The 12,937-nt window shown below is 45.9% G+C and carries 11 protein-coding genes; 3 read left to right on the top strand and 8 right to left on the bottom strand.

Annotated features, from left to right (window positions below; translation table 11 throughout):
• Positions 1-85 precede the first annotated feature (85 nt).
• Both ACZGCQ_RS00310 and ACZGCQ_RS00305 read left to right on the top strand, forming a co-directional pair.
• Entirely contained in the window at positions 86-1,603 is a 1,518-nt protein-coding gene (locus ACZGCQ_RS00310) for a sensor domain-containing diguanylate cyclase (RefSeq protein ID WP_481265057.1), read from the top strand.
• Between the two features lie 86 nt (positions 1,604-1,689).
• On the top strand, positions 1,690-3,156 hold the full coding sequence (locus ACZGCQ_RS00305; protein WP_481265056.1) for a glycoside hydrolase family 32 protein: 1,467 nt from the start codon (positions 1,690-1,692) through the stop codon (positions 3,154-3,156).
• A 50-nt stretch (positions 3,157-3,206) separates the two neighbouring features.
• Here ACZGCQ_RS00305 and ACZGCQ_RS00300 read toward each other — a convergent pair whose 3' ends face one another.
• A complete protein-coding gene (locus ACZGCQ_RS00300) occupies positions 3,207-3,704 on the bottom strand; it encodes a GNAT family N-acetyltransferase (RefSeq protein ID WP_481265055.1) in 498 nt (165 codons plus the stop codon).
• A 246-nt stretch (positions 3,705-3,950) separates the two neighbouring features.
• Here ACZGCQ_RS00300 and ACZGCQ_RS00295 point away from each other — a divergent pair, with 246 nt between their 5' ends.
• A complete protein-coding gene (locus ACZGCQ_RS00295; protein ID WP_481265054.1) occupies positions 3,951-6,113 on the top strand; it encodes an ATP-dependent helicase in 2,163 nt (720 codons plus the stop codon).
• Between the two features lie 50 nt (positions 6,114-6,163).
• Here ACZGCQ_RS00295 and mscL read toward each other — a convergent pair whose 3' ends face one another.
• From mscL to ACZGCQ_RS00260, 7 genes are all read right to left on the bottom strand, one after another.
• Positions 6,164-6,556 (bottom strand): large-conductance mechanosensitive channel protein MscL, encoded by a 393-nt coding sequence (gene mscL / locus ACZGCQ_RS00290; RefSeq protein WP_029340945.1) that lies wholly within the window; start codon positions 6,554-6,556, stop codon positions 6,164-6,166.
• 12 nt (positions 6,557-6,568) lie between these two features.
• Positions 6,569-7,450 (bottom strand): Cof-type HAD-IIB family hydrolase, encoded by an 882-nt coding sequence (locus ACZGCQ_RS00285; RefSeq protein ID WP_481265053.1) that lies wholly within the window; start codon positions 7,448-7,450, stop codon positions 6,569-6,571.
• Between the two features lie 75 nt (positions 7,451-7,525).
• Complete coding sequence (gene cls / locus ACZGCQ_RS00280; RefSeq protein ID WP_035398470.1) at positions 7,526-8,977, bottom strand: cardiolipin synthase; 1,452 nt, start codon at positions 8,975-8,977, stop codon at positions 7,526-7,528.
• A 136-nt stretch (positions 8,978-9,113) separates the two neighbouring features.
• On the bottom strand, positions 9,114-10,523 hold the full coding sequence (gene hemG / locus ACZGCQ_RS00275; RefSeq protein WP_481265052.1) for a protoporphyrinogen oxidase: 1,410 nt from the start codon (positions 10,521-10,523) through the stop codon (positions 9,114-9,116).
• A complete protein-coding gene (hemH, locus tag ACZGCQ_RS00270) occupies positions 10,513-11,445 on the bottom strand; it encodes a ferrochelatase (protein ID WP_023467355.1) in 933 nt (310 codons plus the stop codon). Before hemH ends, hemG begins: the two co-directional genes overlap by 11 nt.
• Positions 11,442-12,488 (bottom strand): uroporphyrinogen decarboxylase, encoded by a 1,047-nt coding sequence (gene hemE, locus ACZGCQ_RS00265; RefSeq protein ID WP_023467354.1) that lies wholly within the window; start codon positions 12,486-12,488, stop codon positions 11,442-11,444. The genes hemH and hemE overlap by 4 nt, the downstream gene beginning before the upstream one ends.
• Positions 12,489-12,631: 143 nt before the next feature.
• Positions 12,632-12,934, bottom strand: a complete 303-nt coding sequence (locus ACZGCQ_RS00260) for a MerR family transcriptional regulator (RefSeq protein WP_023467353.1) — start codon at positions 12,932-12,934, stop codon at positions 12,632-12,634.
• Positions 12,935-12,937: the final 3 nt, after the last annotated feature.

Below are 12,937 nucleotides of genomic sequence, written 5' to 3'. Positions count from 1 at the left end.
ATGAATGGAGTATCACACAATGTCCAGACCCTCACTTCGCTTTGATGTTTTATTGGCAGGATTGATTTCCCTGCTATTTTTTAGCATGACGCTCGGATTAACTTTTTTCATTAGTCAACATGCAACAAACCGACTCCAATCGGAAGTCGGGATGAATCTGTCAACGACCGCTCACCAACTATCTGATAAGCTTGATCATTACATGTGGTCACGTTATGCCGAAGTAAAATTGCTAGGTTCCTTATCAACAATCCAACAAACAGAACAAAAAGCAGAAACACGGCAGACACTCGAAGAGTTACAACGACAGATTCCTGACTTTTCTTGGATTGGTCGCTTAGATGCGGAAGGTAAAGTCGTTGCGTCAACGAACCAGATTCTCGAAGGAACGTCGATCAAGGAACGCCCTGTCTTCCAACAAGCCTTATCACAACCATTCATCGGGGATGTCCATGAAGCTGTCCTACTCGCAAAATTATTGCCAAACCCAAGCGGTGAGCCACTCCAATTCGTCGATATTAGTACACCTTTATATGATCAGGGTCGATTTTCTGGTGTCCTCGCAACACATCTCAGTTTCGAATGGGCAAAAGCGATTGAACAAAGCTTTCAGAGTGCTACTTCCTCTCTCCAACAAGTCGATGTGTTCATCATTAGTCAAGATCGAAAGACGATTTTGCTTGGACCAAACGGATGGAGCGGTAAAACATTACCCGATAGCGTAACGCTGATGTCGAATGCTTCTGCGACCGCTTCCTGGCAAGGGAAAGAATTCGTCTCTGGTCAAAGTACAAGCCGAGGTTACAAGGATTACGATGGATTAGGTTGGACGGTTCTCGTGCGTCAACCGACTTCGATTGCCTTCGCTGATGCCTCCGCTTTACGTCAAACGATTTTTATCGCCGGATTGATTGCCTCTCTCATTACAGCCGTACTCGGATGGATGTTAGCGAAGTTATTGACACGACCATTATTAAAAATCACACATGCCGCCCAACAGATGCAGGATGATCCCTCAAAATCACTCCCGAATCATCGTGGAATCCGAGAAATCGAGACACTGACGGATGCCTTACAACGACTGATTCATCGCTTGCTACATACCGAACAAGAGAAACTGACGTTTGAACGCTTGTCACAACGCGACAGCCTGACGGGTCTCGCGAACCGCAACGGTCTCGCTCAATACATCGAACAATTGCCTGCAGAAACGCATTCTATCTATCTTTGCCTTGATTTGGACGGCTTTAAAGCAGTCAATGATACGTATGGTCACGCCCTAGGTGATCTCCTGCTGATTGAGGTCAGTCAACGTCTCGAACAATTACTTCCACCGGGTGGATTCGTGGCTCGTCTGGGCGGCGATGAGTTCATCATCGTCTTGACGACTCAATCCTTAACAGAAGCACGATACTTAGGTGAACAATGGATCGCTCACGTCTCGATGCCGTATCACTTAGAAGAACAAACCGTCCACATCGGGATGAGTATCGGAGTCGCCGAACAGGTGACAGGAGAATCACTCGAACAAGTCATGCATCGCGCTGATTTAGCGCTCTATCGTTCGAAGCAAAACGGCAGAGGATGTATGTCCGTTCATTGACCATTCAGGACGGAGGATTGACAAGCGCAGCTCTCCTCCGTAAGGTGAACGAGAAGCGTATAATTTTTCAACGAGGAGCTGTCAACATGAATCAATGGACACGTGAAGCACGATACCGTCCCCTCTCGGATGTCGATCCGAGCGTCTACCAAGCGATGAAGGAAGAAGTTCGAACATCTCCTTGGCGATTTTCTTACCATATTCAACCTCCGACCGGACTTTTGAATGATCCGAACGGCTTCGTCTATCACGACGGTCTCTATCATTTATTCTATCAATGGTTCCCCCTCGGACCTGTTCATGGGCTGAAGTACTGGTATCACATGACATCAAAAGATCTGGTACATTGGTTCGATGAAGGAGCTGCCTTGATTCCGAATGACGATCCCGATTCGCATGGTGCTTATTCCGGTAGTGGCTTCATTAAAAATAATCAAGTGCACATCATGTATACCGGCAATAAACGGGATGCCGATTGGAATCGCCATACGAGTCAAATCGTCGGACATCTTCGCTCCGACGGACGAATCGAAAAACATTTACCACCTGCTATTCCAAGCGTTCCTGAAGGATATACGGAACATTTTCGTGATCCGAAAGTCTTCCAAGATGCATCGGGCAGCTGGTACTGCATCATTGGTGCGCAGCGTAGTGACTTGACGGGTTGTACTGTCATCTATCAGTCTCAAGATGCAGAGCACTGGACATTCCTCGGTGAATTACAGACGAACAATCCAACATTCGGTTATATGTGGGAATGTCCTGATTATTTTGAACTCGATGGAAAAGGTGTTCTCCTCTTTAGTCCTCAAGGGATTGAACCGGATGGTACGAACTATCAAAATATCTTCCAGTCCGGTTATTTCATCGGTGAACCGTTAGCTTTACCCGACTTAACATTCACACACGAATCATTCCAAGAACTCGATTTCGGATTTGACTTCTACGCGCCACAAACAACTGAAGCGGCAGATGGTCGACGGATTCTTGTTGGTTGGATGGGGTTACCGGATATTAGTTATCCTTCTGACATCTATAACTGGGCACATGCTTTGACATTGCCACGTGAATTAACGATCGAACAGGGACAACTTCGTCAACGACCTGTCCGTGAACTGACACAGCTACGAAAAGAGACACTGTTTGACGAAACGATTCTTTTCGAGCAAGATGTGACGATTGCGGAAGCCGAGATTTTCGAACTCATGATGACAGACTTGAAGCTGTCGTCCGACTCGTTCCGCTTCTCGATTCGTCAAGATGCTACAGAAGAGACGGTATTCCACTACGATGCTGTATCACGTCAATTTACGATCGATCGAAGCCGTTCAGGCGCGGAAGTCCCTGCTGAAACATTTGGTACATCGCGGTCGACTGTCCTTACAAAAGACTTGCATACATTACGTTTGTTCGTAGATCGTTCTTCATTTGAACTTTTCCTGAACGATGGAGAAGCCGTTGCATCTGGACGCATCTTCCCGAAAGCATCCAGTCGTGGGATCGCCTTCTCTGGTGAAGCGACTGCCCATCTATCCATTTTTGATTTATCTTAAATGAACAAAAAGCATTTTCCTGAATAGAATCAGGAAAATGCTTTTTTAATTCAATGCTTCAATCGCAGTTCTTTTTCTAAATCAAATGCAAGGATGTGTTGCTCCCCAATCGGACCCATGACGGACTGTAACGTATCGACGTATCCCGTCTTGAAATACAATGATTTTGCAGCAATATTCTTCTTATTGACTGCCAGTGTGATCGCTGTGACTTCTGGAAAATGATGATGGACAAACTCTGGCAACTGCATCATTGCCTCTTTCGCGTATCCTTGGTGTTGATGGCGTACATCAATGGAAAAGGCACGTAACAGGACACTTTGTTCATGTGTTCGATGTGTTTTAGGGGGATTGAGATGGAGAATAAAAAATCCGACGACGAGATCGTCTTTTTTGATGACGACCGGGAATTTATCTGGATGGGCAACTGCATCTGTGACGACATCCGTCGGAAAAGAAGTAAACTGGACTTGTTCTTCTGGAAGAATGAACGCATCACATTGTTCATAATGTTCATTCGTATACATGTGTAATTTCACTACAGACATTCTCATTCCGCCTTCCCTCTTTGTACAGGACAAGAGAGTACTCTCTTACATCTATTCCCATTTTAATGTTTTTGTGTCCATTTGCCTAGTCTTTTAGGGTACTCGTCTTACATAACATCCAATAGGTTCTTGTCTCTTTATTCCACGGTTCTTCTTTCCGTAATCCACTCCTGACACTAAAAATGATACACTAGGGAAAGTTCGATTATTGGACGCGAAATTAATACGCTCGAGGTGAACTGTATCATGCATGAAGATTTTTTCGAACAGATGGAGCGATTGACCGGCATTCAACTGAATCCTGTTCAACAACAGGCAATCGAACATGACCATGGTCCGTTGCTGTTACTCGCCTCACCCGGCTCTGGAAAAACAACGACGCTTAATTTTAAGATTGCCTATTTGATTTTACAAAAAAAGATCGAACCACATCGTATTTTAGGGCTGACCTTCAGTAAAGCGGCAGCGCGTGAGATGGCGGATCGATTTTATCACTTATTCCATGAGCTAATCGGAACAACGGCAGCTTTTTCAACGATCCATAGTTTTGCATTTCAAGTCGTTCGGGATCATACATCCCAGCAACGTCTCTCCTATACGATCATCGAAGGACCGATGGATCAACAACATCCGAATGCGCCACATAAACGCATGTTACTCCGGCGTATTTTCCAGGAAATGAATCGGAGTGTCATTACTGATGATCAGATGGATGAGTTATTACGGATGATTTCCTTCGTCAAGAACCGTCTCCTGTCTTTAAAGGAAATCAAGGCAGTACCGACGACGATCAAACATTTCCCTGATATCTATGTGGCATATGAACAATTCAAGTCGCGTGATCCCTTACATCCGTTACTCGACTTTGATGATATGTTGACGTATGCAAATACGATTTTGGAGCAAGACCGTCGCCTGTTGCAACATTATCAGCGACGCTTTGACTATATTTTAACGGATGAGAGTCAGGATACGTCACTCGTCCAGCATCAATTGGTCGAGAAGTTAGCCTTACCACACAACCGTCTATGTGTCGTCGCGGATGATGACCAAACACTGTACAGTTGGCGTGGTGCAGATGCTTCGAAGATCCTTCATTTCAAGGATACGTATCCGAATGCGACGATTCTTTATATGGAGCAAAATTATCGTTCGTCTCAAGACATCGTATCCGTCGCGAACCAATTCATTCAGCGCAATAAAGCACGCTATCCGAAACAGATGTTCACGGAGAACGCTGCTGTTCGTCCAATCATCTTAGAGACGCTACCGACTTATGAAGATCAGACCCGCTATCTGTTGAATCAGTTACGGACAGAGACAAATTATCGTGAAGTAGCCATCTTATATCGCAACAACGCTTCTTCCATCAACGTCATGAATGCGTTAGATCAAGCAAATATCCCTTTCTACATTAAGGATGTTGATCATAAATTCTTCAGTCATTGGATTTTGAAGGATATTTTAAATTTCATGACATTCGCACAAGATCCAACAGATATCGAGATTCTAGCAACCATCCATACGAAATTCGCCGGGTATATCTCAAAAGCGCAACTGGCTCAATTGCAGCAGTTCGGTACGGGTGAGTCTTTGTTTGATCTGCTTATAAATAAAATTGAGATGAAGTTCTATCAAAAGAAACAACTCCAGCAAATGAAACGGACGTTTGCTTCCATTCAGACCGTTCGTCCGTCTGCTGCGCTTTCCCTCATTCGTCATGAATTAGGATACGAAAAGAATTTACGGAAAATGAGTGAGAGTCTTGGTTTTAGCCTCGATCATCTGCTCGAAACATTGAATACGATCGATAATATCGCAAGCGATGTACCGACGTTACTTGCCTTTCGCGAACGAATATCGCATCTTGAACAGTTAATGCGTGATGCGAAACAAAATAAAAATCAAAATGCGGTCACCCTCTCGACCTTCCACAGTGCGAAAGGACTCGAATTCGATCGTGTCTTCATGATCGATCTCGTCGCAGGGATTCTACCGTCAGCTGATACGATCAAAGCTTATAAGAATGGACAACTCGATGATATGGAAGAAGCAGCGCGCTTGTTTTACGTTGGAATGACACGGGCGCGACACGAATTGCATCTCCTGTCCTATCGATTTAAATCAAAATCGTTTGATGTCTCGCCATTCGTCGAAGACGTTCATCGTCTTGTCACGCCTAACGCTGCAAAACGAAAAGTAGAGCGCCAGCGCCCTGCTGTTGCAGCGCGAGCTAGTGTTCCTCCATTACCGATCACTGAGAACATGCGCGTCTCCCATACGGCATTTGGTCCCGGAACCGTTTTACACTTGGTTGACGACGTGTTAGAAATTTCATTTGATCAAGGAATGAAAAAACAGCTATCGTTACAAGTCTGCTCTGAAAATGCGTTACTCGAAATTTTATGAGCCAAAAAAGCCTGTTTCACATCTAATGTGAGACAGGCTTTTGGTATATATCAGTTTTTAGTTGATGACTCATTCTGACGAACCAAGGCGTCCCGAATTTCTGTCAGTAATTTTTCTTCTGTCGTTGGCGCTGCCTCTTCTTCGACGACTTCTTCTTTCTTTCGGAACGAAGTGATGCCCTTGACGAAGAGGAACAGAGCAAATGCGATCAACAAGAATTCAATACTTGCTTGAAGAAACTGACCATACTGTAACTCCGCGTTTCCGACCATGACTGACAAGCCTTTGACATCAATACCACCGATGATGATTCCGATCAAGGGCATGAAGACACTGTCGACAAGTGATTTGATGATCCCACTGAAGGCAGCACCAAGAATGACCCCGACCGCTAAGTCGATCACATTTCCGCGAAAAGCGAACTCCTTGAATGCCTTAAACATGAAACGTCCCCCTTACCAAGCGCGGGACGCCAACTGCTGAATCGCATATCCGACGCCGTGCTCATCGTTAGTTTTCGTCACATGGTGGGCAATCGCTTTTGCCTCATCGTGACCATTCCCCATTGCAATCGCCTTGCCGGCAACTTTAAACATTGGAAGATCATTCAGGTTATCACCGATGACGGCGACCTGTTCAATCGGAACACCAAGGTGGTCGGCGAGGATTTTAACTGCAGTACCTTTATCGGCACCAACAGCCATGACTTCGATATTATCGTGTCCTGACGACGTGACATAGACACCGTCGACCTTCTGCTCGATTTCCTGCCAGATCTTTTTCATTAATTCTTGATCAAACGAGAATGAGATGAATTTAAATACTTGCCCCGCTTGGTTACGGATGTACGACCGGAATCCATCAATCATCTTGACGTCTTCGTGGACATAATAACGATCGTGGAAGAAATCAAGCACTTGTTTCGCCCGATCACTTTCTTCACTCAACTCTTTCAGCGAATCATAAGCTGCGTCGATTGTCGCCCCCTGTGCTGTCACGAGTCCTTGATCACAGAACATCTCAAAGAAAACTTCATATTGACTGATGATGCCGTAAATTTGTTGCGCTTGTTCCGTCGTCAATGTCGTCGCACTTAACTCTTCTCCATCGACGGTCAGCACACGTGCTCCGTTTGACGCGATGATCGGACAGTGAATTCCTGCTGCATCCGTTAATTCCTTTGCATTTAAGTAGTTACGTCCTGTTGCGATTGCAAACTCGACACCTTGTTCGCGTGCTGCTTCAATTGCCTGAATCGTTTCCGGTTCAATTCGTTGCTTGCCCGAAAGAACGGTTCCGTCCATGTCTGATACGAGTAGTTTGATTGGATTTGCCATCGTCTTCACTCTCCTCTTTTTCTATTTCCATACCACTATACCATTTTTCACATTTTGACTGGTCGTAAACGCGGTTTACAAAATCGGGGACAACAAACGCGAAATACTTTCCTTGAATTTGATTGTTCTTGAACGCGCAGCATACGACTCGACCGTCATGAGCTTTGATACCTCACAATCAGCGAGGAAAAGACGTTCTAGTTCAATCGCTACTGCCTGATCATAGACAATCGTATTCATTTCGAAGTTCAACCGAAAACTTCGCGCATCGATATTCGTCGTCCCGACTGAAGCAATCTCGCCATCAACAACGATTGTCTTTGCGTGTAAAAATCCAGGTTCATACGTGTAGACTTTAGCTCCGTACGATAACAACTCTCCTACAGCAGCAGTCGTTGCCCAGTAAACAAATGGGTGGTCCGGTTTGTTCGGAATCATGATGCGGACTTCCACTCCGGACAGAAGGGCTGCCTTACATGCATCTAAATAACTCGTGTCTGGAATGAAATAAGGCGATTGGATATAAATCGTTCGTTTTGCTTCGTTGATCATCTTGATCAAGGCAAGCTTCAAATACTCTGAACGGGAATCCGGACCCGATGTGACGATTTGCATCGGTAATATATCCTGAATCCTATGCGTTCCATAGTAAAATAAAGATTTTTCCGTATAGACGTCACTTGCTTGGTTCCAGTCGAGAATAAAGCGGTCGAGTTGATCATGAACGACGTCACCTTCCAAGCGAAAATGTGTATCTCGCCAGTAGCCGAACTTTTCATCGATCCCGAGATATTCCGTACCAACGTTGAAGCCACCAATATAGCCGATTCGACCGTCGATGATACAAGATTTACGGTGATTGCGGTTGTTCAATCGAAAATTAACGAATCCAATCGTCGACGGGAAAAAGGCAAACACTTCTCCTCCGTGTGCGAGTAAATCCTTAAAATCCGTCCGTTTGAGACTTCGTGATCCGACAGCATCATACAAGAGACGGACTTTGATTCCTCGACGGGCACAATCGGTTAATGTATCGATCAACGCTAACCCGAGGCGGTCTTTCTGAATGATGTAGTACTGGATATTCACTTCATGCTCAGCCTGGCGAATATCTTGAATCATCCGATTGAACTTCTGCTCGCCATCCGAAAGAATCTGCAGTTGATTGGAGAGACTGAGTAACGAACCGTTCGACATCAGGTTCATCCGAATCATATCCCGATGCTTTTGAATCATCGGGTGCCGTCCCATCGTTACAAGTTCTTTTTTCTGTAAGGCAATCCGTCTATCCTGTTCCAGTTGTTCTTCATCCGTGACACGATAAAAATTCGTTTTTTTCAACAGTCTTCCGAAAAACAGATAGACGAGAAATCCAACGAGCGGAACGAAATACAAGATGAATACCCATGCCCACGTCGCACCAATATCGCGCCGCTCGAGAAAAATAACCGTCAGGACAGCCAAGATATTCATGATAAGCAATCCGTAGACGATGATGATCGTGAACGTACTCCATACTTCCACCATACGATTCCCTCCCGCTTCAACGGTATTCTTCGATTTTGATTCCTCTGTCTCTTATTCCCGTTTCCTTCCGTGTCATTCTTCTGAAGACAAAAAAACCTTTTTGAAGCGCTGCTAGCTTCAAAAAGGTTTAAGTGTGTCATGATTCTGGACAAGGTTCCGGTTGTTGTAACGCCATTTGTTCAAGCGTCGCTTTGACACCCGCTACACAGTCTGGCAATCCAACACCATCATAGGCGAGTCCGGCTAAATGAATGTGCGGATAGTGAGAAGCGACGATTTCTCGCACTTCTTGAATCCGCTGTGCATGTCCTACCGTATAGGCCGGTAAGCCGTCTAAGAGACGACTGATGACGACACGTTCCGGTTGCAAGGGACGACCACAGATGTTTTCAAGATCTTCTAAGACGACGCGTTCAATCACTTCGTCTGATTCACGAACGAGTGCATCTTTTCCGGGGCGTCCGATGAAGGCACGAAGCACGGTATGATTCGGTGCTGCATGATTCCACTTTTGATCAATCGCCGTGCATGCTGTAATTGAATACGGCGCCCGACGGTTGACGATGAATCCCGTTCCATCAATCGGTAACGCCGTTTCCTTATCGAAAATCAACGTGACCGTCGCCGTCGAGTGTGTTGAAAGGTTCGCAAGCCCTGGAAGCGTCGCATCTGGTAACAGGGACACGACTTGGCGATGCGGAATCGTCAACAAAATATCATCGGCATATTCTGGACCATGATCCGTTTCGAGACGATATCGCCCGTCTTCTTCCCGTTCAATGGAGCGAAGCGGTGTCTCAAGACGAATCTCTGTCCGTTCGAGCACCTCTTCTAAACGCTCGACGAGAGACTCGAGTCCAGTAGCAAGTGATAGGAATTGACCTGTCGCTTTGAGCATCGGACCTTGTTGTTGGTCAAGCGGACGCATGAGACGCATGCCTTCGAACAAACTTCCTGCCTTTTGTTCATTCGCAACAAATTGCGGATAGGTCGCGAACGTACTCATACGGTCGATATCACCCGCATAGATGCCTGAAAGAAGCGGTTCGATCAATTTCTCGACGAGCGCATCTCCAAGACGCGGACGCAGGTATTCCCCTAATGGAATGTCTGTTTCCGGAATCGTCAAATCAGGAGCAGGATGAAGCAAGCGTTCTGAAACCTCTGCTTTTTCTTCTTCCGTCAACAGAGATGTCTCTGCGAATAACTCTAAATCGGTCGGGATACCCATGACGGCACCTTTTGGAATCGGGTGGAGACCGCGCACATCCAAGATATACGCTTGCGACGTGTTATTGCGAACGAGTTGTTCCCCTAATCCGATCTCTTCGATGAGATCCGTCAGCACGTGTTTCCGAGCGACGTATGAATCCGGTCCACGCTCGATCGTCAATCCTTCGTCCCGATATGTCGCCACCTTACCACCGAGACGACCTTCTGCCTCGAGTAACGTGATATTCATTTCCGGAAACTGTTTCTCTGCATAATAGGCGGCTGCAAGTCCTGATATACCACCGCCCACGATGACGAGACGTTTACTGGACATAACTACCCACCTGTTTCGCGACGGCTTCCGTGACAGCCTTCATGAAAGCTGGATCCGCATTTGGCATGACAGGTCGCGCATAATGGATTCCGAGTTCGTCACAGACGACTTTACACTCGTAATCATTATCGAACAGTACTTCTAAGTGATCGGCAACGAAACCAACGGGTACGTAGACGAATGCTTCGTATCCTTTTTCTTCGTAGACATCACGCGTCAAATCCTGAACATCTGGTCCAAGCCATGGTTCTGGCGTTTGTCCAGCCGATTGCCAGCCTGTGATCATGTGCGGTACACCTGCACGTTGTGCGATCAATTCGGCTGTTTCTTTCAATTGCTCTGGGTATGGATCACCGTTTGCGATGATTTTCTCAGGCAGACTGTGTGCTGAAACGACGAGAACGGCTTTTTCTTCAGGTACTGGTAAAGCGTCGAACGTCTTGCGGATTTCTTTCCCCCACCAATCGAGAAACGCTTCTTCTTTGTACCACGATTCGACGGATGCGAGACGAATACCGTGTTGGTCCGCGACTTCCTTCGCACGACCATTGTACGAACGGATACTGAACGTCGAATAGTGAGGTGCTAAAACGACCGTGACCGCTTCCGTAATGCCGTCTTTTGCCATTTGCTCGACAGCATCCTCAACGAATGGCTCGATGTGTTTCAGACCAAGATAGAGTTTGAACTCGATTTCACCAGCATATTTCTCAGACAGTTGACGGTGTAGCTCTTCAGCCTGATCAATCGTGACTTGTGCGAGTGGTGAGACACCACCGATGGCTTCGTAACGTTCCGTTAACTCTGCCAATGCTTCTGGAGACGGTTTGCGTCCGCGACGAATGTGCGTATAATAACGCTCGATATCTTCTGGTTTATATGGCGTACCGTACGCCATAACAAGTAGTCCTAACGTCTTCATTTTCCTACCTCCATTTTTTCTTTCGAATAATCATGGATAAATGCAGTCAAACGTTTCAATACTTCTGGATCAACTTCCGGGAAGATGCCGTGACCGAGGTTAAAGATAAATCCTGGTTGCTTCATTCCCATATCGAGAATTTCCTTCGTTTTTGCTTCAAGGATATCCCATGGTGCTAACAGATAAGACGGGTCGAGGTTTCCTTGGACAGGTTTCGTCAGTCCACGCTCACGTGCTTCGTCGATCGACAAACGCCAATCAAGTCCGACGACGTCTAACGGTAAACTGTGCCATTCCTCTGCCAAGTGACTCGCTCCTACACCGAACATGATCATCGGCACGCCTGTATCTTTTAATTCTGTGAAAATGCGTTCCATCGTTGGCTTGATGTAACGGACATAATCTTTCCGGCTTGTCGTTCCGACCCATGAATCAAAGATTTGGAACGCTTGGATTCCTGCATCCACTTGTGATTTGATGTAATCGATGACCATGTCACCTAGTTTCTCCATTAAGGCATGCCATACCTCAGGTTGTCCATACATCAATGCTTTCGTTTTATGGTATCCCTTCGAAGGACCACCTTCAATCATATAGCTCGCAAGCGTGAATGGTGCCCCGGAAAAACCAATCAACGGTACTTCGAGTCGTTCCCGTAACAAACGAATCGTTTCATAGATATATGGAATATCTTCACGGTTGAAAGGTTGCAGTGCTTCTACATCTGCCATCGTGCGAATCGGATTCGCAATGACTGGACCGATACCACTCTTGATTTCGACGTCAACGCCCATCGATGGAAGTGGCGTCATGATGTCTTTATACAGAATCGCTGCATCGACCCCTAATTGTTTTACAGGTAGTTCTGTCACATATGCGCCTAGTTCCGAGTCATGTGTGATCTCGAAAAGCGTCCGCGTCTTCTTGATTTCACGATATTCCGCTTGATAACGACCTGCTTGTCGCATGTACCAGACGGGAACGTGATCAATCTGCTCGCCACGGATCGCCCGCAAAAACGTATCATTGAATTTCTTCATCATAACTACCCCTTTATACTCGTTCTAACGCCCCAAAAAAACGTACGATAAGTTTGTGAACACAGAAACATTATATCTGAAATTAAGAAGTCTGTGCCAATAAATCGTTTACAAAATGACAGTTCTGTTACCAGTTCATGAAATGTTCACTGTTTCTTGTAAAGACCGAATGCAGCATTCAACTGACCACGAATCAAGTCAGAACGTTGTTGTTCCGTTACCTTGCGTTCTTTTTCTCGAATTTCGTGCGTGCGCCAGCCATCCTCGATTTTTTCTGCGACTTCGACGAGTCGCTCGACATCCGTAAACGAATATTTTCGTGTCTTTCCATTTGTCCGTTCTGGAAAGATTAACTTCCGTTCCTCATAGTAACGAATCTGACGTTCTGACAAGCCGGTCAATTCACAGACGATTCCGATCGACATCACTTTTTTCTCACGGTAGTTCATCTT

It is taken from the genome of Exiguobacterium sp. HSB13 (assembly GCF_056764755.1).
Note: the sequence above shows the minus strand (reverse complement) of the source record. Positions and strands in the feature narration are given on the sequence as shown.